The organism is Mycobacterium sp. IS-1742 (genome assembly GCF_001500125.1).
Classification (GTDB): domain Bacteria; phylum Actinomycetota; class Actinomycetes; order Mycobacteriales; family Mycobacteriaceae; genus Mycobacterium.
The window spans coordinates 318,993-344,616 of the sequence record NZ_LQIV01000001.1 but is presented as its reverse complement, the minus strand read 5'-3'; the positions used below and the strand labels follow the sequence as shown (position 1 = coordinate 344,616).

Sequence of the window (25,624 nt, the reverse complement as noted above, 5' to 3'; positions counted from 1 at the left end):
GTACTCCCACGAGTCGGGGTGGCGGGATTCGAACCCACGACCTCTTCGTCCCGAACCACGACACCAGCGCGTTTAATCAGTCTGAGGTTGTTGAGTAGCACCGATCCGCGCACGTCGATGTGTCGGCAGCGTTGGTTATTGAGGGGGAGTGATAGACCTACTGCGGACTGACTGCGGACTCGCAACGCGTTCGTGAAGGGGGGAGTTTCTCGGTGATGAAACCTATTCGCTCGTTAGCTACTGCAACCGACCCGTTCCCAGCAGGCTATGGGTGGCCTAGCGGCGGAGAGAAAGTGAGTGACTGGGCGAAATTCTGGGCAGTTGACCTGCACGTCCATACGCCGGGTTCCGACGACGCAAGAGCCGAGAACTTCGGAACTGCCTTGGATATCGTCGACGCCGCGATTGCCGCGGGTCTTGATGCCATCGCAGTCACGGACCACAACACCGTGGCCTGGTGTCAGCAGGTGGCCGAAGCGGCTGAGGGCAGGCCGCTTGTAGTGCTGCCTGGTGTTGAAATCAGCACTTCGGAGGGCCACCTGTTGGCGCTGTGGGAAGAGGGAACAGATCCGACCCTGATCGAAGAAGTGCTCGTCAAGCTGGGGATCGGTCATGCGGATCGAGGCCGGCTCGACATTGCCGCAGATTTCGGCTTCGCGGAAGCTGCGGTGCAAGTCGAGAAGGCTGGCGGAGTTGCGATAGCCGCCCACGTCGAGAAAGACAAGGGTCTACTGACCCTTGTAGTCAAAGCGCATCAGAAGAAGACACTGCTCAACCCCGCGATTAGTGCGGTTGAGGTCGTACATATGGATACGGTCCAGGACGTTAACAACAAGATTGCCGGTGCCCGGGTGTTAGCGGCTGTGCGTGGCTCTGACACGTGGGATGCGAGCAAGAGCTGCCACGGTCTGGTCGGGATTGGAGCTCGGCGAACTTGGATCAAAGCAAGCCGTCCCGATCTCATCGGACTTCGACACGCCTTGGCTGATCCGGATCTTCGTGTTCGCTTGGAAGCTCCCCCCGATCCGGCATACCACCGGATCGAAAGCATACAGATCGTGGGCGGCTTTTTAGGAGGGGAGGCAATCGAACTATCGCCTGATCTGAACTGTCTGCTTGGCGGCACGGGCGCCGGTAAGTCACTCGTGTTGGAGTCGATACGTTTCGCCGTCAATCAGCAAGTCGATGCGAGCCGATTCCCGGCCATTCGACGCGAGATTGATTCGCGGATGACAAAGGCTTTGATGAACGGCAGTGTAGTAATTTTGCATGTTTCGAATGAAGATAACCGCTATCGGATCGAACGCGCATTCACGACAAACGAACCTAGTGCTCCGCGAATACTGCAGCAAACAGGCGCTGAGTGGGCGGAGGTCGACATCGATGTAACGGCGGTCTGCCCAATCGCGGCTTTTTCTCAGGGTGAGATTCTGGAGTACTCACGAGAGCCGGTTGGGCGAATGGCGTTGATCGATTCGTCCGTCGACCTAGAACCGGTCGGCAAGCTGATAGCGGATACCATCGGCTCGTTGCGAGCGAACGCGCGTCAACTAATCGCGGCTCGTAATCGAGCTCGTCAGCTCGCGGTCGAGGCTTCCAAGGAAGGTGATCTGTCGGAGCAGGTACGCAAACTAACCGATCTATTCAAGACAGACGCCGTAAAAGAGCAATCGAGCTGGACCCGAGAACAGACAGCATTAGTACGCATGAAGCAAGCGGTCGATTTGCTGATAGTTCCTCGTATGGACTTGCCGGAGTCTCCGATTGGCGAGTCCCTCGCGGTAAACGCTGACTTATTCTTAAGCGCGTCAACAGTGGTGAATGCGCTCAAGTCCCAAATCGAGTCCACTAGCGACCAGATGCAACGATCAATCGCGGCTGCATCCGCAGCGATGGCCGAAATTCAGAAGTCCTGGTCGGCGCGCTTCGAGGCATTCAAGACGGAGCTTAATGAGGAGCTCGAAAAGGTTGACCCCGGCGCATCCTTGGCGTCGCTGCGCGACAACCTGGAGTTGCTTCAGTCCAAGCTGACGCAAGCGGAAGCGTCTCGGTCAGAATTGGAGGATAAGGCGAAGCCCGCGCTTGCCGAGCTCGAGGATGAGCGGGAGAGACTGATCGACGTGCTTCAGAAGGCGCGGGCCGCTAGACGGGAGCTGAGGCGAACTCGAGTGGCCGAGCTCAATGCGAAGGCAGCCGGCTTCGTAAAGCTCGACATTCCAAGCGCTGGTGATTCCTCCGATTTTCGTGACGCCTTAGATAGAATCAAGATAGGATCACGAGTCAGGGATGACGTAATTAATCAGCTTGCGCTCAGAACTCATCCGCTCAACTTTGGTCGTGCCATGTGGCATGAGAGACTCAACGACATAGTAGATGTTGACAATGGAGTCGACATGTCGAGCATCGCGAGATTGTTTGCCACTATCGATGAAAAGGATCTCTGGGAGGATCTCCTCGATATTCAGGCGATCGATCGGCCGGATGTACTCACAATCAAATTCAAGAAGCCTGATGATAATTCCTATACTTCTATCGAGGAGCTCGCTCACGGTCAGCGCTGCACGGCAATCCTCGTGATACTGCTGGCCGATGGTCAAACACCGGTGCTCGTGGACCAGCCGGAGGATGCTCTTCACGCTCCGTGGATCGAGGACTACTTGGTTGACCGTCTTCGAGCACTTCGCGGGACTCGCCAATATCTGTTCGCGACTAGAAGTCCTGGCATCGTGGTCAGCGGGGATGCTGAGCAAATCGTCACGATGAAGGCGACGGCGGGTCACGGTGAAGTCGAGGCCGCCGGCTCGTTAGAGCGACATCAGATGAATCGGCTTACCCTCAATCACCTTGAAGGGGGCCCGATACCTTTCAATCGCCGTTCATCAAAACTGAGAGCATCGACGGTGTAGCCCGTCGTAATGATGTCAACTGAACTTTATGACTGAGCCTAATTTAGCTGTTTGTCGTATGGCGGAACGTAACAATTGGAGTGCGCGTACGTCATCTTCGTTGTAGTCCACCAGGGTTTGCCATTCGTCGCCTCCCGTGCGCGCGGAGTCGATCCACTGCAAGGCAGAAGCCCCGTCCGCGCTGGCGGTGCGCCACACTGCCCCAGCAGCCTGCGCGACCGTCTTGAGGCTGTAGCCGCAGGGTGCGTAAAAGTTGGGCCGAATTACATCTGCAAGCACGTCGCTCGCAAGAGCGAGCACGGGAGCAGCGGCATCTCCAAGGATTCGATTGAGCTGGTGAGCGTCAACTCTGCCGTAGTGGTAGAAGCCGATGGTCTCGCCGCGAGCTTGTGCGCGTTGTATCTGCTCTTGACACCACTCCAAGAATTCGTTCGCGACAGCGAGTTCATCGATGTCCGGAGAGGGGTCGCCAAAGCTGTGATAACTCGACTCCCCATCGGTGGTCAGTAGCGCGCCCCACAGATACACGATGCCGTTGCCGTCGTACTCGCAGTCGAAGTCAACCGCAGTTTGCGTGGAGGGCGTAGGCATACCTCCCGTGCGGATAAGTCGGATCCGATCACCGTCTGTGATCGGTGCCTCCACAGCGTCGATATCGGTTTCGTCGCGGGGAGAGCCCAACAGCTCCGCTACGCATTTGTCGAGCTTTTGTCCGGCGGGACTGGCAGCGATATGGGCGCGCAGGGACCGACGGATGGTGACGAAGTTTTCACTCTCGAAAGTTAGATCGGAAATTTCGTCTGCCAATGCTCCTGCCAATTCTGCGATCTTGGTATGTGTCGAGTTTTCAGAGCTGAAGGTGGGGATCGGTAGCTTCCACACCGCCTTATCGATATGGCGCTCGTCTTTGCCATAAGACATGAGCGGTCGAGCTAATTCTGTTGTCACGGGAGCGTTGAGAATTCCACAGAGGTAGTGAGCTTCGGCCTCGCTGGCGACGGTCGCCCAATAGAGCGTTGTGTCGACTATCGGTCTGTGGTCTGTCACCACGGCTGCGACCAGATGCATGCCGGCCTTCGAGTAAACAACCCGCCGTTGAGTAACAGGAACTTGACTAGTCAGGCCTCGCATGTGGTCGAGACGTTCGGCAAGCGTCATCGAGGACCTCTTGAGGGAATCCCAAACTTCCTCCGCTCTGCGGACCCATGTTGCCAGACCGGGGTACGCATCGATCTTGGGATCGTCGCCCGTCAGTATTCGACCATTCTGAGTAAGAGGGATAACGAACGTCTCGGCCCTACGAACGTGGAACGGAACAATCTGCTCACCTAGAAGGGCGGGCCAGACGAACTCGGACTCAATCACTCCAGTCAAGGACTCCACGCCTTTCCAAGGAGCCTTCTCAGTGGCAGAGCGCTTCGATTGAACCTTCAAGAGCCCAGAAGGTACACCCAGACCACTGGTGATTTCTTCGACGCGCCATAGCACTCTGGGGGCCAATGTGGCGCCCTGGCTGAAACATTGTGCGTAAGGCGAACTTTCGTCGTCGGCGTTCATGATCACGAGCTCGCCCAACGTTTGAGTAAGCAGCGTTGCGGCGTCAGCTGAACTGTGTCGGTGGGGGGCACGGCCAGTCCAAATAAGGGCGGTCCTAGGCATCTCCTCGGCGGATACGGTTCGGCGGCCGAAAATGACCCCGGAGCCGCGAGGGAACAAGTGCGGACGAATGCGGCGTAGGTCCCAACTTGTGGAGAACGCGACATTCGCGCCATCGAACGTTCCGCGCCGGAATCCTGCCCAATAATCCCGGTCGAGAACCGGATTAGGCACGACGAAGGCCAAGGTCCCCCCTGTCTTCAGATAGCGCTCTACTGCGCGGGCCACGAAGATACCGGCGAGATCTTGATGGGTGGCGGTGCTATCGTCGTGCCAAAATCCGCGTTCTATCGCGAGGCTCTTGAACTTCCTCTGCATCTCGTTCGTCATAAATCGGTAGGACAGCCAAGGCGGATTACCGACAAGGACATCCGCGCGGTTGGACTCGCGGGAAAGCCACGCAGGGCGGGTGACATTGCGGATGTAGTAGCCCCAGATATGGTTACGCCCCTCTTCGTGAAGTTCCTTCAGGCGGGCAAAGTTCGCGTTGAGTACCGGGACGTCGTCTTGTTTGATATTTAGACGACGTATGGTCCCAGCGCTCAGCGTCTTGGTGGACTTGCCAACTGCACGCTCGGATTCCTCAATCAACGCTTGGACAAGCTCATCGAAGTTCCTAGCGTCCTCGAGTAGATGGTCGGGGAAGCGCAGCTCTCCGGCGTAGAGCTTCTCGTCGGATTCTGTCGGAATGACGACGTAGTCGACCGTCAGCAGGTCGTTGCGCTGGTCCCAGCCCAGTGAGTCACCGAGATAGACGGGGACGCTCAGTGCGCCACGGGGCGCGTTGAGCCGCTCACGTCCGATCGCTAGTAGATAGGTGACACGAGCTAACGAAACCGCGACGGGGTGGAGATCAATTCCGATCACGTGTGAAGAGACTTTCGCGAGGGCCTCAGCGGCACCGAGCCGGCTTCCGTCTGCGGCGGCGAGAAAGTGTTTGACGGCGTAGAACAGGAATGTGCCGCTTCCGCAGCTGACATCGACCACACGCTGATTGAGCGGATCGGTGACTGCTTCAGAAACCACGCGATTGGCAAGCCAGTCAGGTGTGTAATACTCGCCCAGTGCTTTTCGAGTTTCGGTGGGGATAACGGACTCGTACAACACCTTTAGGACATCATGCTCCACCGCTGACCAGTCGAACCGACTGAGTTGTCGCCCCAGCGCCGATACGTATCCGTCGCCACCAGGAACTTCGAGAACCCAGTCGAAGAAGTCTCGATCGACAACACCGTAGATCCGGGCCATCGCGAACTGGTCACCGGACAATAAAGTGGCTGGAGCAAGCTGGTCAGCGGGTAGCCCGAGGACTAGGTGCGCGATGATCTCGGCGGAATTAACGAGCAGTGTGTGATTCAGGAATAGCTCGTCGCTGTCGATGAATTGGGTGCCCAACGCACCGCGAAGCAGCTTCGCCCACAGTTCCCTTTTAAGTTGCACAGTCGGCAAATCCCGCCCATGCGTATACAGTGCCGCGAGAGTCGAATAGTCCAATGCGTGAGCAGAGCTCTGTGCTCCGAGCTGCTCGGCGATCTTCTGCGGTGTCGGAACTACCGCGCGTCGAGTAGCTAGGACGCCCTCAAGCCATCCCAATAGAGCCTCGGCACCCGGTTCGCCTCCGGTGGCAGTGATACGCGTCGCCTCGACCAGAGTCTTGTCAACCTCGTGGTAGGCAATCCAAAGACGTCCGTCTGTAAGGATCCCGACATAACGCTGTCCAACCTCGGCGGCTCGGGTGGCGACATACCCAGATAGCTGCACGGTTGCCGCCGCGATAGCGGAGGGGGTGGCCAGCGAACGCTTGACCTCGATCACGGTGCAACCAAACTCGATATCGATACGTTTGCGGTCGCCTACCGGCGTCTCCAGATCCACTTCGAGGTTCTCTTCAAGTAGACCGAGGTGAGGGTCTAGAAGCAACATCCGAACATCGGCCTGGATCGTGGCCTCGCTGCGGAGCGCGCCTGAGCTGTTCACCAGCCTGTCCTGCAGAGCAGCACGCTGTCCCCCGGGTGACGTCATGGGCGTAAACGCTACAAGCCTGTGAGCGCAATCAAGCTAAACGTCGTCAATGGGAGTTTCGCCTGTGGATGGATGCTGGATTCGGAAGGGTCCGCTGGGTCGGCCGCGGTAGCCAGATTGAGTTGCCCGACAGCCGAAGATCAGCGACCAGCATCCTTGCTCGATGACTATCGTGCGTTAGATGCGTGCCAAGGAGGGGACCTTCCGCGATCTGATGACGCAGGACCGCCAGTTTCAGGTGCCGCTGTACCAGCGGCACTATCGCTGGAAGACAGGTCAGCAGGAAGATCTGTGGCAAGACATCGCCGAGCAATACCGAGCGCTCGCGGACGGGAGCGCGATCCCGAAGCACTTCATCGGCAGCATCGTGGCGGTTGAGAAGGACGCCGACCCGCTGCACGACTTCCGGGAGTTTCGCGTCGTCGACGGTCAGCAGCGTCTCACGACGTTATCCGTCGCGCTCGCAGCATTGCGGGATGTCGCGGCGCTCGACGATCCTGATCAGTTCGACCGGCTGAACAAGAAGTACCTGATCAATGACACGGAGCCGAAGGGTTCGGCTAAATGGGCGCGTCTGGTACCGGGCGACGAGGATGCTGCTCCCTACTGGACGGTGCTGACCGATCCACTCAACGTGTCCGGACACAGCGCGATAGTGAACGCCTATCGATTCTTCCACCGGAAGATCAGCGCGCTCCGCGAAGCCGGCGAGCTGGCCCCAGAACGGCTGGCGACGACGATCGGCGACCGATTGGCGCTGGTCTTCGTGACTGTTTCCGAAGGCGAGCGACCCCACAAGATCTTTGAGTCCATCAACGCTACGGGAGTAGGACTGACCCAATCCGACCTGCTCCGAAACTACCTGTTCATGGCGCTGGGGCCGCGCTCGAATACCGTCTATACGCAGCACTGGCGTCCGCTCGAAAAGGCACTCGGGGTGGAGGGCCTGGAGGGGCTTGTTCGCGACGACCTCCAGTCGACCGGGGAGTTCATCAAACAAGGCGATGTCTACCGAGCGGCACGAGGTCGCCTAGAACCGTCGGCAGCTGATCTCGATTTCCTCGAAGATCACGTTAAGCGGCTCGCGCGGCGAGGCGCCTACTACGCCCTCTTCATGCAACCTGCAGACCCGAGTTCCACGGCATCTGATCTGGGACTCAGCAAGAAGGCGCTGAGGCACCTGGCATTCTTGCGTAGCTGGGGCGCCGGTACGACCTATCCGTTGCTGCTGCACATCTACTCCGAAAAGGATGCAGGCCGCGTCACCAGTGCGCAGGCCGAGTCGTGCCTCGAAGCTATCGAGTCCTTCATCGTCAGGCGCTACGTCGTCGACGTGCCGACGAACGTCTTGAACCGGCTCTTCATTGCTGTAATCGGCAATCTTCCCCCGGGTGAGCCGATTGACGTGGCGTTGCGTCGGGAGCTGTCACGGGACAAACGGTGGCCCGACGACGATCGTGTTCGCGATGGCATCGCCACCGTGCATTATTACTCGAATGGGCGGCCCCATCAGCAGCGGTTGGTTCTTCAGCGCCTGGAGTCGCATCTGCGGGCTGAGGTTGATCTTGACTTTGACTCAGCCAAGCTGTCGATCGAACACGTGATGCCGCAGACCCTTAGCGACGGGTGGAAGAAGCAGCTGACGGATGCGGGGCACGATCCGCGCGAAGTCTTCGAGAGACTTGGCCACACACTGGGGAACCTGACGCTGACGGCGTGGAACTCGAAGCTCTCGAACCAGCTGTTTGAGCGCAAGCAGGAGATTCTGCAAGATTCGGACCTCAAGCTGAACGAGCAACTCGCCGCAGCTACCCAGTGGGGAGTCGACGAGATTCAGAAGCGTTCGCAGGTGCTCGCCGATGCCGCAATCGAATTGTGGTCCGCCCCTGTGCCGGGAGTTGTGACCGCGCGTTCTGGGTTCGATTGGACACGCGTCGATGAAGCGGTTTCGGCGCTGCCGGCCGGGTCGTGGACGTCCTACGGCGACCTGGCTGAACTCGCCGGAACGGCGGCACAGCCGACCGCTAATCACATCGCCCACGACCCGGCAGTAACGAACGCGTACCGCGTTCTCAGCAGCGACGGGTCCATAAGCTTCAAATTTCAATGGCATGACCCGGCGGACATCCGCGATCCGATGGAGATACTGATCGGCGAGGGCATCGAGTTCGATGACAACGACAAGGCCTCACAGGCGCAACGTCTAGGTCCACCTGAGCTCGAAGCCCTCCTCGACAATGTGCCGGGCGAGGTGCAATGACCTGTCGCTGCTGCCAGTTTGCTGATCCGAGCGTCGAGATATGACGGGCAATCGTCACTCGCAACCCTCGCGCAGTGGGTTCAGCTAAGGAACGGTCCTCCGAGCGTGGCAGTTTTGGCGGGCAGTGTTGCGCAGATTTGGTGCAAGGTCTGCAGGGCGCGAGGCAAGTGCAAATTTGGTGTCCGCCGCTTCTGCGGTCTGGCTCGTGGTCAAGACGTGCGCCCGATTTCTCCCTCGCAACCCTCGCGAGGCACGCTGCACACTCCGGCTGGACGACTGAGCAGTATCGAATTGAGGATGCTCTACATTGCCGGTAATCGAGTGCTGAGGCGGATCAAGGGGTTTGGCTAATCACCGGAATCTTGCGAACGCCGCTATCACGTCGGCTCTCAGGAAAACACGGCGACGAAGCGATCAGCGATGGTGGCTGGGTCGGATCCGGACGAGCGCTGATCTGGAGTACGTATCCGTCTGGCGCGTAACCGAATCGGTTCGGCTTATCGAATCCGTCCCGCTCGAGCACCTGCCAACCCCAGCTCTTCCAGAGTGCCCCTGTCTGATCAATGAGCACGGCGAAGTCCGTGCCCTCCGGCGGTTCGACGTCACGCCAGTCGGTCACTCTGACCGGCGGGTCGTCTCCGCTGGGGTTGTCTTCGCAGAACGAAGTTCCGTCGCCGACGATGTAGCGGGTTCCGTCCAACGTGGTCCCCTTGGGCATGGCGTTGACTGTGTCGGAAAGATAGCGATTGATCGTGTCCTGGGCTTGTCGCTGGCTCTCCGGGACGACGGGCGACGGCACGATAGGTGTTGGTTCCATTGGCCCTCCGGGTATTTCAGTGGCACCTGTCGGTACCGGCGGACCGAGTGATTCAGGCTCGGACGTCGAACATGCAGCAAGCAGGAGCGTTGCCACAGTGGCGATCGTGATGACGCGAATGATGCGGTCCTGTTCAGTCATGGGGTGAATGTGGGTGGGGTGACGTCGGTCCTGCCGGCAATGATGCGCCCCATGTTGAGAAGCGCAGGATTGCCGGGAGACCAGTAGCTGCTGTGGGCATCGATCGTCGGCGTACCGAAAGGCCCGGCCGCCCCGGGCGCCGCCTCGAACGGAATCGCGCCGAAGCCCTGACCCATTGGATCTGGACCGAGTGTTGCGTAGGTGGCGATGCCAATGAGGTCGTTCTCGGCGCGTGAGGCGAAGACGTTCGCACCGGGTGCCAGGCTGAGGTCGCTCGCATGGTCCGCGAGCACACCGGGACTACCGACGGCCACAACATTATTGGCATCAAGGTGACCGTCCAGTCCAGCTGCACCCACCAGGGTTGAACCGTAACTGTGACCGATCACTGTGTTGACGGACGGGCCAGCGGCCAAGTCATGTGAGGCGCGCATCCCGGCTTGGAAGTCGTCCAGCGCCGCGGCGCCGTCATGCGCAAAGCTAGGCGACGGGGCATCGGTGAGGATGCTCATTGGGCGGTCGTAGCCCATCCAGGTCGTCATCGAAACATCTCCAACCTTGAGGTTGCGGTCGGCTTCGAGCGTTGCCTGCAGCATTGCTTCCGATTTCGACGTGCTGTATTCAAGTCGGCTCAGGTCTTGTCCGGTACCGGGAACAAACGTGCCGTTCCTGATGGCCGTGTCAGGGTTGTTGATCGACACCGCGGCGTGGCCCTGGTCATCAATGACGCCAAGGTAGCGCTGCAAACCATCAGGTGATTCCAGCGCCCGCTGTACCTGCTCGTATCCCTGTCGCGTCTTGTTTGCGTTGTCCCACTGTGCTTTCCACTCCTGGAAGCCTGGCGGGCTGGGGTTGGGCGTGTCAGGTCGACCATCGGTCCACCCGGGATGTTCTTTGGCTAAGCGGTCCAGCTCGGCTTGATTGGCGGCCTGCAGCTCGCTGAGGTGCATCCGGTTGTAATGGTCTTTGTCCTCGAAGGGCATGCCGGGATGGTTGCCGATGGCGTGGTCCTGCTCGTACAGCCAATCCCTTTGTTCTTGGCTCAGGTTTTCCCAGGCGTCGTGGAACTGTTGCGGATCCTCGGGCGGATCAGTCAGCATGTCCTGCACTGCGGGGTCGTTCGAGTGTGGCCCCTCTGGGATCAGCTCTGCACCTGTCGCCATGGCGATTGCGCTGGCGAGTTCCTGGTCGACGCGTGCGGCCTCGGCCAGAATTGCCGTCACGCGCGCTTGTAGCTCCTGTCGTGTCGCCTCGGCAGCCAATGCCTCGACCATGTTGGCTTCCAGTGCCGGGCCGAGCAAGACCTGGTTGCTGATTGGATCGATCTCGAAGCCGGCGCTGGTGGCGTCGGCTCGCAGTTGCGTCAGGCGGGATTTGACCGCCTCGACGTCGTCGGCAGCTTTGCGGGCCGCCTGAGCGACGGCGAGTGCTTCGTTGCCGTGCGCGTCGAGATCCTTGCGGACCTGACCGATCGATTCTTTGGCTGCCTCAGATGCCTCACCGCCCCACGTTCCGAAAGCCGGTAGCTCAGCGATGCCGTCCGCGGCCTCGAAGGCCGCTTCAGCACGACTGCGAGTGGCGTGGAAGACCTCCCGGACGTCACCGGCATCCCAGCGGTCGATGTCCTCGATGGAAACGGTCATGCGGCCCGAGGATTAGGATCTGATATCGGGCCGGATCTGGTTACCCGCCGCCTGCACTTCAGCCCCGTTGTTCGTATCGGTGGTCAGGTAGGCCGTGGCGCTGGTCCGAAGGCCCGTGCTGTGGTCGACCATCCGCGCGAAGAGCGCTGTGCTAACGGCCTGCCATTTCGCGACTGTGCTGATCAACACGGCTGCTGAGCCCGCCGGGAGTCCACGCTGCGCGCCCTCGATCCGGCCATCAGCGCTTGCGTGCTTCACCCGGACAGTGTCCGCATGCATGTCCACGGTCGCAGCGGACAGATGCAGATCTTCCGGAACCACGCGAACAGTGTTCGGCACGACCCCTCCCTCGTGGCGGCTGTGATGGCTCATCCGACGTTACCGTGAGCAAGCAGACCCTCGGCGCAGCAATTTCACTTGGCCTGCCTTTGCGATTCGCTCGAAGCGAACCGGGGCCCATCAGCGCCTCCACTGAACCCAGCGTGATTCGCAGCGACGACTTGATTTAGGCCCTATTTCGGCGCTCACGGAGCTCAGCTATGCCGTCAAATCGTTCCCGGATAGAAGGCCTTGACTCTGGCGACACCGGGTGGCGCGGAGGCGGCACGCTGCGGGATCGACGCTGGCCGGTGAGCTGGAGGTGGGCGATCTGTATCCCGGCGTGAGTGACGCTGAACGTCTGGCCTGGACGGCCATTCGTTAGCGCGGCCGCGCATTGGTCACACAGCTCATGGATAGGCGGCGAGATATTCACGACCGTGACGATAGATCGGAAAGTGATCCAGGAGCTGCATGTCGTATTCGTGTCGCCGCGATGGTACGCAAGTGCGGCAGCTTGCTCCTTGGCGTGTTAGCTAGCATGTGACTTCCCGCGGCACTCGGTCAGAGACTTAGTCGTGTCTGACCGCGGCGATGGTTGGCACCGCCCGTAATGACGGCGCATCGGAGTCAACCGTAGCGGTGCTCCACCAACCCAGTATTCGTGCGTCGACGCGGTCGTGCCGGCGACGCGAAGACAGTCCGTCCTAGCTGCCCGCAATGTGCGGGCTCGCGGGTCGTCACGTTCCTCAACAACACACCTCCAGGTCTCAAACCTCAATCAATACTCCTCAACGCAACTTCAAACAGTCCTACCGAACCTGAACCCTTCATGGCCCATAGCCCACTACCAATGATTCCAAGCCAACCATCAAACCCTCTGTCTCCCAGGCAGATACAGACCGGCACATTGGCACAAGGTGTGCAATACTCGGTTTCGGGCGCTGGCGCGCCCGAACCCCGGCCGCCTGGCGGCGGCCTGTCGGGCTTGGTGAGGTGGTCTGGTGGCGGTGGGCGCGTGCTGACGATCTCGCGGCTGTCGCGCTGGAGCATCGGCTACTACAACGACACCGCTAATCAGGCCCGCCAGGCCTCGATGGACCGCCAAGCCGCCGGCGGCGGCCTGGGCGAGTACTACTCCGAAGGCGACACCCGGGTCCCGACGTGGATCGTCGTCGGGGACAAGAGCGCGGTCGGTGAGGCCACCGGATTGAACGGCGCTGCGCTCGATGGCGGGTTTGCTGACACCGAGGTAGCGGCGCGGTGGCTCGATGACGGGGTGACCCCGAATGGGGAGGTGGGGCGTGCGTTCGGGACCAACGGGGTGCACGGGTTTGACCTGATGTTCGCCGCGCCCAAGAGTGTGTCGCTGCTGCGGTCGCTGACCGATGACGTGGCCGAGAAGGTCATGCAGAACGCCCACGTCAATGCCGTCGAAGCCGCGATGACCTACCTGCATGAGCACGCTGGGTACACGCGGGTGCACAACCGGGTCACGGGGATGAAGGATCTGCAGCGGCTGCCCGGGCTGGTGGGGATTGCCTATCAGCATGAGACGAGCCGGTGTGGGGACCCGCATCTGCACACGCACGTCATCGTGCCGAATCGACAGGTCAGGGCTGATGGTCGGTTGGTGTCGATTGATTCCAAGTCGCTGTATCACGAAGCTAAGGCCGCCGGGATCATCTACCAGGCCACGCTGCGTCACGAGCTGCACGCCGAGCGGGGCTTCGAATGGCAGCCCGTCGACGAGCATTCCGGCATGGCTGAGATCGCCGGCGTCACTCCCGCAAGCATTAAGGCGTGGTCGCAGCGGTCGACGCGGCTGCGGGAATGGGCCAAGGACAACCTGGTGGTCGTCGACGGTGAGCCGACCGCCGCGCAGTTGGCGACCGCGCAGAAAGCCACCCGGCCCACCAAACCCGAGCAGCTCGCCTGGGAAGAACTCAAACAGTTGTGGCGCGCAGACGCGCGCGGTCTCGACTTAGACCGCGACGCGCATTTCGCCGCGCGCGATGCGCGGCGCACACACGCACACTCCGGTCAAGCGCGCATCGCTGCCGCGCTAGCGCGCATCGACAAGGCTGCGTTCACCCGCGCGGATGTCGTCGAACTGATCGGCGCGGTCATCCCCTACGACGAAACCCCTGGTGAAGGCCTCGATGTGCGGGCGCACATCGAGAACATCGCCGAGCGCATCGGTCTGCGCGTGAGCGCACCGCGCACCGCACATGAGCGCGAAGGACACGAGAAATACACCCTCGCCGCGCTCGTCGACGAGGAGATGCGCACCCTGGACGCTGCCAGCGCCACCGATGGCCGTGCGCGCTTGGATGTGCGCTCGAGCGAGCTGGCCGCGCTGTCGGCCGATCAGGCGCGCGCGGTGGCCGCGATCGGGACGTCACCGTGGCTGGTCAATCCGCTCTCCGCGCCCGCCGGCGCCGGCAAAACCCACTCCCTGCAAGCCCTGCGCACCGCCGCCCACCGCGCCAACAAAGAGGTGCTGGTGCTCGCCCCGACCGGGACCGCGGTCGATCAAGCGCTGGAGGACGGCGCCGGCGATCACGGGATGACCCTCGACAAAGCTCTCCACCAGCTCGACACCGGCGCCCTGGCCCTCGATGACCGCACCGTGGTGATCGTCGATGAGGCGTCCATGGTTGCCACCCCCAAGCTGCGCCAACTGCTGGAGACCGCCACCACTGCCCGCGCGAAAACCGTGCTCGTCGGGGACCCTTATCAACTCGCCCCGGTCAAAGCCCGCGGCGGCATGTTCGACCAACTCTGTGCCGAGCTGCCTTGGACTCAGCGGCTTTCGCAGGTGTGGCGCATGCACGACCCGGCCGAACGCGACGCCTCCCTGGCGATCCGCAATGGGCGCGGCAACCGGCTGCGCAGAGCGGTCGGCTGGTACCGCAGCCACGGCCGTCTGCATACCGGCGATCAGGTCAGCATGGCCGCCGACGCGATGGCTGCCTACCTCGATGACCGTTCCGCCGGAAAGAACGCCCTGCTTGTCTGCGACACCTGGGATATCGCCGATGCGCTCAACCAGCGCCTCCACGACACCCTCACCACTGAGGGACCTACTGCTCAGGTGGCCCGCGACCAAGAGGTGCGGGTCGGCGACATCATCGTCAGCCGCGACAACGACCCCACCATCACGGTGCACCGCGGCTCCCACCATCGTGAGGGCCAGACCGTCGATCAGGTGCGCAACGGCAATCGGTGGCGGGTAGCCGGCGTCGACGAAAAATCTAACCGGGTCGCCGCCGAACGGCTCACCGACAAAGCCCGCGTCCTGTTCGACGGCGCTTACCTACGCCAGCACGTTCACCTCGGATACGCCGTCACCGTGCACGCCGCGCAAGGCGTCACCGTCGATACCGCCCACACCGTGCTCGGCGAGACCGCTTCCCGCGCCCAGGCCTACGTCGGGCTCAGCCGCGGCCGCCAGACCAACCACGCCTACCTTTACACCCGTTTCAGCGGCGAAGCCGACCACGAACACAGCGCCCCCACGGCGGGGATGCATATCGCCCGTCGCGGCACTAAACACACGGCCGCACACGCACTGCAGACGATCCTGGCCAACGACGACCGCCCCTGCACCATGCACGCCGAAGCCCAACACACCGCCCGCGAACACCTCCCCGACATCATCGGCCATGTCCTCGACCTCCACGAACAACGCCGCGGCACCTGGCAGGCCGCCTGGCGCGACCACACCCGCACCCAAGAGAGCCGCCAACAGGCCTACGAACGCTTACGCGCCGGACTGGAACGCAGCACCGAACGATCACGATCGCGCTCCCGCGGCCGCGACGTCGGCGGCCTCGAACTCTAAGAAGCGTCAGCCGACTGGTGGCGCCCACGCACGCGTGGAAACTGCTACGCGAGAGGCCATTTCAATTCGCAGCAGCGGAAGTGAGCTCTCTGTCCATTGCAGAATCGTCTCCAATGCCGACTTGCGAGTCGATTCGGCCGTCCCTTGATTGGCGTGCCGCGCCTCTTCGCATCGACGGATCGAGTCGCTAAACGCGGCGCGTACCGTTGCCGCCCACTCCGGGGCCAACCACGCCGGTAGTGCCGCCAGCACCCAACCGGGCGTGGCCTCAAAAGTGGCTTCCTCGGCTGGTGTGAACGCCCGCGGACAATCACGACTGGCAAGGGACTCGGCGACCATGCGAGACACCAGCATGTCCTTCGCGCTCGCTGCTGCTACCCGAGCCAGAACACCACGCTCATCGGCGTCAGCCCAGGTCATCGCCGCGGCTGCCGCGGAAATTGTGACCTCGGCGGCCTGCTCCAACCGCCCCCACGCGTCGCTGGCCGCTGGCCCAGTCACGCTGTTCCTCGCTGCCCCGCAGCGTGTGCCTGGCCGGTCCACAGTTGGCGCTCGGCCGCGACGTGGTGAGCCAGATACACGACCTCGCGGTGATCGGGGACGCCGTGGCGCCACAACAACAGCAACTCCGCGAGCCGGGCCAGATTGTGCTGCACTCGCGCGTACGACGACGCTTCAGTGTCGGTGCCGATCCGGCCGGGCCGCTGCCCCGAGCTGTCGGTGATCGCCATCGGTAGCACGGCACTAGCGAGTTCGTCCCACTGCGATTCTGTGATGGCGGTGCCGCGGTCGAGGTGAGTGGCGATTTCGCGCAGCAGCGGCGGTATCGGCAGTGTCAGGAGTTCACTGGCCTGGGTGAACGTCACATAGGCGGTTTGGCGGGTGATCTCCAGGGACTCGCGCACATCGACCGGGGTTGCGCTGCTCAGCTGCGCATAGCTGACCGGATTGAGGGCCTGCAAGCGGTGCAGCCGGGTCTCATCCAACGGCGGCTGCACCGCACCCACCCCGGCGGGCGTATCCGTAGTCTGCATCGGGCAGTCGGCATAGTGCGGCACACCGGCCGCGCGTGCGGGTTGTGCCGATCCACCGAACCCTGTCGAAACCGCTACTGCCCACAGCTCAATATTCGGATCCAGCGCGGTCACGGACTGCGCATAGGCCACCATGGTCTGCGCCGGGTTGATCCAGCCGAACCAACGACGCCGAAAAGCATTGTCCAGACCTGCATCTGAGAACAACGACTCCACCCCTTTAGGTAGATGCACCCCCGCCGGGATGAACCCCGCGCCCTCGCCGGACGTCACTACTGTCAGGGTTTTCGCAGGTGTCTCGAACACCCCCACACACCAATCGATGGTGCCGTACTGGCGAGAAGCCTTCATCAGCTCCTCCACCAACGCGCACGCGTCGGCCAGCAACGGATCAGGCGCGGCCGATTTCGCTCCCGCCACCGCACCCGCAGCAGCCGCCGCACTTCCCGGCGCCACCACTCCGGGAGGCAGCGGTGTTCCCGGCCCACCCGCAGCCGACGACGCCGGGGCTGCTGGTGTACCAGGTGGGGCCGACGACGCAGACGCTGCAGACACCTGGCGCGGCGCAATGTCGGAGTTAAACGGCGGCAACAGACCCCCGGGCGCAGGTGCCGGTGACACCATCGGTGTCCCCACCGGCCCCCCTGGCGGCGCTGATCCGCCCGCAGACGCTGCCGGCGCACTCTGTGCCACCGGACCACCACCAGCCGGCACCGATTGCGCACCCCCAACACTCGCCACCCCGTAGGCGCCAGCCGTAGAACTCGACGGTTGCGCCGGGGGCGGGGCCACCGGCGGAGGCAGCACTGAACCACCGCCCGCCAGCCCCGCCTTGAACCCTCGTGAGAAATCAGACGGCGGCGTCGGCGTCCCTGCACTCGCCGCAGATGGCAGGCCAGCGCCCGCCGGCATCGACGACAAGCCCGCCGTCGGATTCACCCCACCAGGACCCAATCCACCGGCGCTACTGACGGGAGAAACAGACCCAGTTCCCGACAAGCCACCCGACCCCGGCATCTTCAACCCACCACCGCCCGTGCTTGCAGACGACACCCCACCGCCGCCCGCCGGTGTAGTCATCGACGCCATTGGCATCGGCGTTTCCGCCAAAGTGCCTTCTAGAGAGTCTGCGGTGGGTGGCTCGGCCTTTGGTGTGGTCCCTTCTGTGGTTGCCGGGGTAGCGGGATTCGCGCCCCCCGGGCTCTGCTCATTTGGGCTTGGCCCGTCCGATGCTGTGTCGTCGCCGGCAGCTGGTGTTTCTGAGCCGTCAACTCCCGGTTCTAACTCGGCAGCGCGTGGTGGCTGCTCTTCGCCCCGCCCGTAGCTGAAGGGTTGCGTGCTGTGCGACGTACCTGTGGGTGCGCCATCGGCGGTCGTTCCTCCGGTACCGGATCCGCTTTGTTGGCTGATTCCTTGCAGTGTCGGATTCTCGCTGCTTCCAACTGCGCCTCCCGGGTGGCCGCCTATATGGGCAGCTTGCTCGCCGATGGCGGCGGCCGTATCGGTGGCCGCCCCGAGCGCTTCGGCGGCGGCGGCGTTGATGATGGCTTCGGCCGCTGCGTAGAGTGCTGCCGCGGCGGGGCCCGCTCCCAAAGATGATGCTGCTGTGGCGAATTGTTGTTTGAGTTGGTCGATTTCTTCGTGGGCTTTACGGTCGATCTCGTCGATCCGATCTTGAGCGTGCCAGATCAGCTCAGCGCTCTCTTTGACGGCTTTGGCCATGTCACCGTATAGATCCGATTGATTGGTCACTGTCTGTGCTGTGCGGTAGCCACGCTCAGACATGGCGTCGATTGTCTGTCCGGAGTTTGAGCTGCCAAGCTCATCGACCGCCCTCCGAATCGCCGCTGCCGACGCACTGAGGTCGACGCTCTTTTGTTGAAGGGCATTCGTGGTTTCCAACCATGCTTCCGGTGAAGTCCGGGGCCACGCTGGCCCCGCAATGCGCGGCGAGTACGGCCGCGAAGGCATCGAGCGGGAACCGGCCGAGGTTGGTACTACCGCTGCCATAGTTCAACTCCTAGCGCCGCGCATACTTGAAGGGGTCCGTTGAGAGCCGCAACGCCATCTGTCCAGATTGCTCGATCAGAATCGGGTGAGGGTCCGGGGCGCAGTCCGTCGACGAACAGCCGTAGGTCGTCGATATAGCGTTGCAGCGTACGAGTCAGATATCGCGGTGGTTCGGCGTGCGCGTCGAGCACTTCCTGTGCGCGAGAGGACCAGTCCTGAGTCTTGTCAACAAAATTGGGAATTCCCGCGTTGCGTTCCGGGGAACCCGGTTCGCCTAGCCCCGTAAAATCTGTCTTGTTTCTCGAACTTTCTTTGATCAGCGGCGCGATCTCGTCGCACAGTGCCTGGTCACCCGAATCGGTGGCCGCTGTGGTTGTCGCGGGCGGTGCTGTCTCGGCCTGACTCATTTGATCGGGCTCACGGACTAATCCGATCAGAGCAACCACCAGAGCAGCGGTGGAAATGAGTACCGCCACCAATGCCAGTCGTAACGGCAATCCTCGACCGCTTCGCTGGTGAGGGGGCAGCAGTTGGGAGGCGTGTACAGGCCCCGCCCCGGGTGCGCCTGAGCTCGGGTACATGCCTCCAAGCCTAAAACCCGACACCGACGTTGGCGTGCACAAGCTTTCACGTCGTATATCGAGAGCCCTTGCAGCACTGCCGATTTAGCGCATCAGCGCAGGCACATCACGTTGAGCGCCGCCACGCGGCGTCCATAACGTCGGAATTGTTCACGTCGTTGGCGGCGTCGGCGGCGCGGTGAAGATCGTCGACCGTGATGCTGCGCGGTGTTGTTGTCCGGTCGTTGAGACCGGGCGAATCGGGGCCGGGCTGGTTCATCTGCTCGCGGATGGCAGCCACGCGAGCTGCACGTTGCGGGTCAGACAACAGTTTGGCCAGGCGGGCGCTGCCACGATCTTGGACGGTCATTCTTTAAACGTTAAATGGGTGCCGATCCAGTCGCCAGCACTACCAGCAGCTACTCGACGAGCTGAACACGCTGCGCCGCAGAATCGCCGACGACGCCTGAGGGCGGGGGAAGGGCATCGCATGCTGATCGACGACGACGTGCAAGCTCTCGACCGACGCGCGCGCGAGGTGGGAGGCGTCATCGGCTGGGATCTGCAGTTCGTTGTCGCCCCCAACGCAGAGTACGTCGGTCTGGCGGCCGGCGGCGGGGCTGAAAACGCTGACCAGATCATCGTCCTGGGTCCCAGCCGGATAACCGATCTCGCCGTCCACGAGATAGACGTCGCCCTCGACGCACTCGGCGGCGTTCAGATAGGACGCGTAGCGCGGGGTCGATATGGCTCGATCGAGCGCCGCGGTGCGACGCGCTTCTGCCTGTTGGGGGTCTCTACCACTGGACTCCTTTTCGTGGTCCGAGGTAACATAGCTGGCAGAAGTCCCCGGACACCGCCTCTCTGGCCTGGAGCCATGACGCGGCCGGGGTTTTTTCTTTGGTGCCCCACCCGCGCCTCGTAGGTCCGGCCTACTGGACCACTCGCGGACCCGGGGCCGTCAGCAGCCCCTCTTGTGTATGCGGGGGACTGTCGGCCCGACCTGGGACAATGGTGGCAGCACGGCCCGCGACCGCTCGCCTGGAAAAAACTTTCTTCAGGTTTCAGGGGATGGCGGTACGCGCGGACTTAAGAGGAAGCGACAACCGTAGGGATCGGTTGTCTCTTTCTCGCCTCCTGGAGATGTAGCCATGGATCGACCGGCACGCCGCCCCGGCCCGCCTGTTGATGCCGCGCGCTTACAACCGGACAACCAGGGCGACATCCGGGGCGTCGATGAAGGGTTGGTCGGTGCCTGGCTCGACGACCCTGATCTGGCCGCTGAACTTGCCGACGAGCTGGAACGACTCCGGCGTCTTCAAGCCGATGAGGAGCTGTTGCTAGCGCTGCAGTTGGAGCAGTTCACGGGCCGGCTGTGGGAGCGGTTTTCCCGCGAGCTGACCCGCTACGGCCTCGGCGTGCTGCGCGCCTGGATCCGTCACGGCACCATCTACGGCAAGGCCAAGGCGCTGACCGGCTACGGTCTGGGGCGCATCGAAGGCTGGCCTGAGGATGAGGCCATTGACGACATCGCCAAGGACACCGTGGTCGCCGCGCTGACCTACTTCCGCGACAAGGTGCTCAAGACCCACCGCTGGCAATCCTCGGGAGGCGCGTCGCTGGGCACCTTCTTCATCGGCCAGTGCCTCTATCAGTTCGCCAACATCTACCGCAGCGCACTGCGGGCCGAACTCGAACGAATTGAGCAGGCCACCACACCGATGGCCGAACTCCCCGAAGACCGGTTCGACATCATCAAGGGCATCGAGGAGACCATCGTCGCCAACGACACGGTGGCTGAAGCGATGGCGCTGTTGAGCACCGACCGGGCACGTCGAGCGCTGTTCCTTCAGGAGCACGGCTTCACCCAGCGGGAGATCGCCGACAAGCTCGGTCTGCGCGACGCCAAGAGCGTAGAGAACCTCATCGGCCACCAACTCCGCCAACTCCGAAACCGAAAGAGGACGTCGTGACCACCATCAAGCACCTCACCGCACTCATCAACGCCAGCTCGTTGGGCACACGCACCGGTCGAGTCGCCCGCAGGTCGGTGACCGCCGCCGAAGGGGACGCACTGGCCCGCCGCGCCGCCGAGGGCGGCCAGGGGCACGACAATTCCGAGGAATTCAGGGGTCGAGCCGACGAGCGCACTTATAGACCGGTATCCGGCTCAACACCGGGCCGGACGAACCGAAAGGACAAGACAATGGACAAGGGCCATCACCGCAGCGCGACCACCGGTCGCTACGTCAAGGCGTCCACCGCGGCGCGCAACCCCAAGACCACGGTCACCGAACGGGGCGCCAACCGCAGCAGCGGAACCCATCACCGCAGCGCCATCACCGGCAAGTTCGTGAAGGGCTCCACGGCCGCACGTCACCCCAACACCACGATCACCGAACGCGGTTGAGCATCAACCGGATTCGGCGGCGTCCCCTCGGCTCGACAGACGGGCCGAGGGGACACCAGACCGACCCACTTCCGAAAGGCAAATCCCATGATCCGTACCACCGTTGAAGCCCTCGGCGGCGCGCAAGCCGTTCCCCAGTGAGCTGATCCCGGTCCGCGAACTGCATCAGCACCTGATCGATCAGGTGGCCACCAGTGGCGGCAACGTCGTCCTGGCCGACACTGCCGGCAAGCCCGCCGCCGTTGTCATGTCCCTGCAGCGCTACGAGCAGCTGCTCGACGAGCTGAACACGCTGCGCCGCAGAATCGCCGACAACGCCTGATGGCGGGGGAAGGGCATCACGTGCTGACCGATGACGACGTGCAAGCTCTCAACCGACGCGCGCGCGAGGTAGGAGGCATCATCGGCTGGAATCTGCAGTTCGTCGTCGCCCCCAACGCAGAGTACGTCGGTCTGGCGGCCGGCGGCGGCGCTGAACACGCTGACCAGATCATCATCCTCGGCCCCAGCCGCATCACCGATCTCGCCGTCCACGAGATAGACCTCGCCCTCGACGCACTCCAGCGCGGCGAACGGCACATCATCCTCGACGACGACGGCGACCCCCGGCTGATCTGAACACACGGCCGGCGAGTTCTTCTCTACGCCTCTCCAGTCCGACCCGCATAGCGGTCCCGCGCAGCCCGACGTTCACCATCGGCGGTCTCGCTGTCGAACTCCGACGCCAGCTGAGCGTAGCCGACATCGAGGTCATCCGGGTCGGGCTCGGCTTCCACGTGAATCACTTCGACCTCATTTCCGGGGAACGCCGTAGCGGGCGCGGATCTCGTCTTCGCCGAACGTACGGCCGGCGGCGATGTCGGCATCTGCTTCTCGTAGCGACTCGCGGAGACGCGCAACGTCAACGGATGGATCATCGAAGGGCCAGTCGGCGAAATCATCAACAGACCAGTCGTCCTCGGCAGACGGCCCATCGCAGTCATCCGGGACACCAAGATCGGGTTGCTGACGCACCGACGCGGGGGAGCAGCGGCCCCGCACCACCCCGGTATCGCCGCTCTCTTCCGTCACCTTCGCAGGATAGGCCGCCTCCCCGCACACGGGGAGCTTGCCGCAGTTCGCCAACCATGCACGAACATGACCGAGAGCACGCAAAGATGTTCGGATGACTCAGAGCGACCGCATCTCCGCCGACATTCTGCTGTCGTTGCCCGTGGAGTTGAAAGAGCGGATGGTCAACACCATTACGTGGACACGGCCGTACACCGGCATCGGTCACCAGCAGAAGTTCATCCGTAAGGCGATCACCGAACTGTGCGACCGCTTTGAAGAGGAGTTCAACGCCGGCGAGGCGTTCAAGCCGGGAGCCGTCATCCCCGACGAGTGACACGCCGGGCACTTCGGTTCAAGGCTGACCCAGCCACCAGCGGGTACAGTGCATGACGTGCGGTTCGTGCGCGCAAAAACAGGGTGAACACGGTCTTCTCATGCGGACCATCTTTGATCTAGTCTGCGCTCGGCATTCCCATCGATCCATCGATGATGTCCGTCGATGCCGGTAGATTGCCGCACAGATGCCAGTAGGACGACTGTGTCCACATCCGGTCGCCGTATCAACTGCGGACGCAGCCGATACGGCAGAATCCATCGCTAATCTATTGCTGGACTGAGCTTTTCATGGCTTGACCATGGGAGGACGCGCGTAACTGCGCGTTGAAGCCGGGTCGTTCCCGGCTTTTTTTGTGCCCGACCACTGGTCGGGCACTTTCTATTGGTACACCTCGCAAGGAGGTCAATGTGGTCGTCTCGGACGCGTGGAATCTGGTCTGGATTCTGCTTGTACTGGTGATGGTCAACCGGGCGGTGTTCTGCCGGCGCGATGAGCCGATGGAACGCATTCTCGCCTTCCTCAAGGGTCTGGCCGAGATACTCGGCGCGGTCGCGACCGCGCTTCGCGAGTGGCGGCGCTAGTCCCTCCCGAATGAGCGCACTTTCCGCCGGGAGAAGCCTGCCGATGCCGCCCTAGCCCACCTGCGTGCCGGGACGACCACCCGTCAGCAGTCCCGCACGCGCACACCCCTGTTGGCTTTCGCCTCGCAGTCGTCGAATCTCGATTCGACGCGCGGGGCTTTTTCATGCCCAGATACGGCTGGGGCCGACCTCATCGCGCGAGCCGCCCGGTAGCGGGGCCTGGTTACAGAGCTTGATCCGTCGGAGGATCACCGGGTTCAGGTGATTCCTGCGCGACGAAGCTGCGGTACCGGTTCACTACTGCTGCGACTTGCTGGTTGCTCCGGATGTAGTCCGCGAGGGCGGGGTCGATGAATCCAGCGAGGGCAATGATGTTGTCCAGGTGGTGATTTGGACTGAGGGTGAAGATGTGTTCGTGGTGGGCGATCCGGTTGCGAAGTAGCTCGAAGGTGCGCAGGTGGTTCCGCAGTGGACCAGCCGACGTCATACCCGGTCCGTAGTGGGGGAAAGCCTTGTAGAGAAATGGCCGCCAGAGCTTGGTGAAGTAGTCGTAGACGTTCGCGTGCTGACGGGGGAGGCCTTCGCCGACGAGGGATACCCAGAACCCGAGGCTGAGATCGGCGACGATGTCGCCGCCGGCGGGTTCCACACGGGGCTGACCGGCGGGGTTGTTCTTGCGGTCGAACGCGTCGATCGACTTCTTGACCTTGTCGAGTTCCTTGTCGGTCAGGTGGATGCGTGGGCGGTCGGCGAGAACTTCGGGGTGCCAGCCCTCCTCGCGTGTGACGTCGAGGTGGGAGCACAGCTGCGAGTCGATGGCGTTTCGGATGGCGACTTCGACAAGGGCGATCGATGGCCAGTACGCCGCGGAGAGGTCGCAGTTCCACATGTACAGCCGCGCGGCGCGTGCTGTGTCGCCGCGGGCGGCCGCTCGATACCGCTGGTAGCGGGCGGGGGAGATCAGCTCTTCGAGGGGGAGTTCGTGGGCGTCCATGGTTCAGGCCCTAGAAAGCGTTTTGCCCTGAGGGGCCAGACACACCATTGCTGGTGCCGGGAATGCCTCAGGGCTTACGTCAACCACTGTACACCCGACACAGGGGTTTGGTGATGTGACGATGGCCATTCGTTGCCGCCGCAGACGGCCGGATGCACCGCTCGACCAGCGGAAAGGAGGTGCTGAGCTGTCATGCACTGGCGATCTTCGGGACGACGCGCAGCCGGCGCTTCTCGATGCGGCCGAACGGCGGCACCAACGTGTAGTTGTAGACCTCGGTCGTCGGGATCTTCTCCAGTGGAGTGGGCTTGTAGCTGATGGAGAGGTTCAGCAGACCGACCTCGCGCAGTTCCGCCAGGCCGCGCTGAGCGCTGGATTCGCTGATCCCGTACCACTCGGGTACCCGCTCGCCGGGCAGGATGAAGCCCGGCCCGAGGGTGGAGCCGACCAGCAGCATCGCCTTGGCGGCCAGCGTCAACGTGCGGTACCAGGCCTGCTCGTCGGTCCAGTACTCGAACGGGAGCTGGAAGTAGCGATTGGCGACGTCGCGACCAGACGGTGCGGTGTAGTCCTCGCGGCTGCCGTCCTCCCGCAGGGAAGTGAAGACCGCCCTGCGGCCGGTCTTGCCGCGGGTGATGAGGCCGTACTTCTGGTCGAGTCGCCGCCAGGTCCGCGAGACGACGGCCGCACCGTGGTCCTGGTCGGTTTCAACACCCAGCATGCGGGCCCAGACCCGAGAAAGCAGGGGCCGGCTGGTCCAAGGTTCCGCCGAGACCAGGGCGCGGTGCAGCAGGAACAGGTCCAGTGCGCGGTCGTCCTGCGCGCGAACCATCTTGTGGAGCGGCCCGGGGACGGGATGCTTTTGATCACCCCCTTGGACGAAACTGTTCCGAATGTTGACCCGCTGCGACGTGCGGGCGGACGCCTTCAGCAACGCCTCAATGGCGGCCTGCTGGCCGGGGATAGGTGCGCGATTCATGGACTCATCATGCCAGGTCACTGCGGGTCAACCTCCCGGCAGCAGCCCTGATACTT

19 protein-coding genes and 1 pseudogene are annotated in these 25,624 nt (G+C 62.6%); 10 read left to right on the top strand and 10 right to left on the bottom strand.

Annotated elements, in window-relative coordinates; translation table 11 throughout:
* Positions 1-293 precede the first annotated feature (293 nt).
* Complete coding sequence (locus AU196_RS01690) at positions 294-2,906, top strand: PHP domain-containing protein (protein WP_059093331.1); 2,613 nt, start codon at positions 294-296, stop codon at positions 2,904-2,906.
* A 15-nt stretch (positions 2,907-2,921) separates the two neighbouring features.
* Here the strand turns inward: AU196_RS01690 and AU196_RS01685 are convergent, their stop codons facing one another.
* Positions 2,922-6,584: an N-6 DNA methylase gene (locus AU196_RS01685; RefSeq protein ID WP_082695581.1), complete on the bottom strand. Its 3,663-nt coding sequence runs from the start codon at positions 6,582-6,584 to the stop codon at positions 2,922-2,924.
* 181 nt (positions 6,585-6,765) lie between these two features.
* On the opposite strand from AU196_RS01685, the gene AU196_RS01680 reads away from it, so the two are divergent.
* On the top strand, positions 6,766-8,844 hold the full coding sequence (locus AU196_RS01680) for a GmrSD restriction endonuclease domain-containing protein (protein WP_059093330.1): 2,079 nt from the start codon (positions 6,766-6,768) through the stop codon (positions 8,842-8,844).
* A 334-nt stretch (positions 8,845-9,178) separates the two neighbouring features.
* On the opposite strand, the gene AU196_RS24975 is transcribed toward AU196_RS01680, so the two are convergent.
* From AU196_RS24975 to AU196_RS01670, 3 genes are read right to left on the bottom strand one after another with little or no spacing between them, the layout of a single operon-like run.
* Entirely contained in the window at positions 9,179-9,802 is a 624-nt protein-coding gene (locus AU196_RS24975) for a hypothetical protein (RefSeq protein WP_082695580.1), read from the bottom strand.
* Complete coding sequence (locus AU196_RS01675; protein WP_059093329.1) at positions 9,799-11,445, bottom strand: alpha/beta hydrolase; 1,647 nt, start codon at positions 11,443-11,445, stop codon at positions 9,799-9,801. Before AU196_RS01675 ends, AU196_RS24975 begins: the two co-directional genes overlap by 4 nt.
* 12 nt (positions 11,446-11,457) lie before the next feature.
* Positions 11,458-11,784, bottom strand: coding sequence for a hypothetical protein (locus AU196_RS01670; RefSeq protein ID WP_157545932.1), 327 nt, complete (start codon positions 11,782-11,784; stop codon positions 11,458-11,460).
* A 997-nt stretch (positions 11,785-12,781) separates the two neighbouring features.
* Between AU196_RS01670 and mobF the strand changes: the two genes are divergently transcribed.
* The gene (gene mobF / locus AU196_RS01665; RefSeq protein ID WP_059093327.1) at positions 12,782-15,610 is read left to right on the top strand and encodes a MobF family relaxase; all 2,829 of its coding nucleotides are present in this window, start codon (positions 12,782-12,784) and stop codon (positions 15,608-15,610) included.
* Positions 15,611-16,107: 497 nt separating this feature from the next.
* Here the strand turns inward: mobF and AU196_RS25980 are convergent, their stop codons facing one another.
* The 3 genes from AU196_RS25980 to AU196_RS24965 form a co-directional block, all read right to left on the bottom strand.
* The gene (locus AU196_RS25980; protein WP_231737264.1) at positions 16,108-17,064 is read right to left on the bottom strand and encodes an EspK C-terminal domain-containing protein; all 957 of its coding nucleotides are present in this window, start codon (positions 17,062-17,064) and stop codon (positions 16,108-16,110) included.
* A 1,577-nt stretch (positions 17,065-18,641) separates the two neighbouring features.
* Entirely contained in the window at positions 18,642-19,130 is a 489-nt protein-coding gene (locus AU196_RS24970) for a hypothetical protein (protein WP_231737262.1), read from the bottom strand.
* 211 nt (positions 19,131-19,341) lie between these two features.
* Entirely contained in the window at positions 19,342-19,584 is a 243-nt protein-coding gene (locus AU196_RS24965; RefSeq protein WP_197415669.1) for a hypothetical protein, read from the bottom strand.
* A 120-nt stretch (positions 19,585-19,704) separates the two neighbouring features.
* Here AU196_RS24965 and AU196_RS25975 point away from each other — a divergent pair, with 120 nt between their 5' ends.
* The 5 genes from AU196_RS25975 to AU196_RS01635 all read left to right on the top strand — a co-directional run bounded on the left by AU196_RS25975 (position 19,705) and on the right by AU196_RS01635 (position 22,242).
* On the top strand, positions 19,705-20,139 hold the full coding sequence (locus tag AU196_RS25975; RefSeq protein WP_231737259.1) for a hypothetical protein: 435 nt from the start codon (positions 19,705-19,707) through the stop codon (positions 20,137-20,139).
* A 226-nt stretch (positions 20,140-20,365) separates the two neighbouring features.
* A complete protein-coding gene (locus AU196_RS01650; RefSeq protein ID WP_059093324.1) occupies positions 20,366-21,187 on the top strand; it encodes an RNA polymerase sigma factor in 822 nt (273 codons plus the stop codon).
* On the top strand, positions 21,184-21,624 hold the full coding sequence (locus AU196_RS24955) for a hypothetical protein (RefSeq protein WP_082695578.1): 441 nt from the start codon (positions 21,184-21,186) through the stop codon (positions 21,622-21,624). The genes AU196_RS01650 and AU196_RS24955 overlap by 4 nt, the downstream gene beginning before the upstream one ends.
* A 103-nt stretch (positions 21,625-21,727) precedes the next feature.
* A complete protein-coding gene (locus AU196_RS01640) occupies positions 21,728-21,946 on the top strand; it encodes a type II toxin-antitoxin system Phd/YefM family antitoxin (protein ID WP_231737258.1) in 219 nt (72 codons plus the stop codon).
* A 20-nt stretch (positions 21,947-21,966) separates the two neighbouring features.
* The gene (locus AU196_RS01635; protein ID WP_231737255.1) at positions 21,967-22,242 is read left to right on the top strand and encodes a hypothetical protein; all 276 of its coding nucleotides are present in this window, start codon (positions 21,967-21,969) and stop codon (positions 22,240-22,242) included.
* Positions 22,243-22,416: 174 nt separating this feature from the next.
* Here AU196_RS01635 and AU196_RS25970 read toward each other — a convergent pair.
* Positions 22,417-22,515: pseudogene (locus AU196_RS25970) on the bottom strand (hypothetical protein); the annotation flags it as partial.
* Between the two features lie 274 nt (positions 22,516-22,789).
* Here AU196_RS25970 and AU196_RS01625 point away from each other — a divergent pair.
* A complete protein-coding gene (locus AU196_RS01625; protein ID WP_059093321.1) occupies positions 22,790-23,011 on the top strand; it encodes a hypothetical protein in 222 nt (73 codons plus the stop codon).
* A gap of 410 nt (positions 23,012-23,421) precedes the next feature.
* Entirely contained in the window at positions 23,422-23,595 is a 174-nt protein-coding gene (locus AU196_RS25760) for a hypothetical protein (RefSeq protein WP_197415668.1), read from the top strand.
* Between the two features lie 223 nt (positions 23,596-23,818).
* On the opposite strand, the gene AU196_RS01620 is transcribed toward AU196_RS25760, so the two are convergent.
* The gene (locus tag AU196_RS01620) at positions 23,819-24,589 is read right to left on the bottom strand and encodes an Abi family protein (protein WP_059093320.1); all 771 of its coding nucleotides are present in this window, start codon (positions 24,587-24,589) and stop codon (positions 23,819-23,821) included.
* Between the two features lie 190 nt (positions 24,590-24,779).
* Complete coding sequence (locus AU196_RS01615; protein WP_059093319.1) at positions 24,780-25,568, bottom strand: hypothetical protein; 789 nt, start codon at positions 25,566-25,568, stop codon at positions 24,780-24,782.
* Positions 25,569-25,624: the final 56 nt, after the last annotated feature.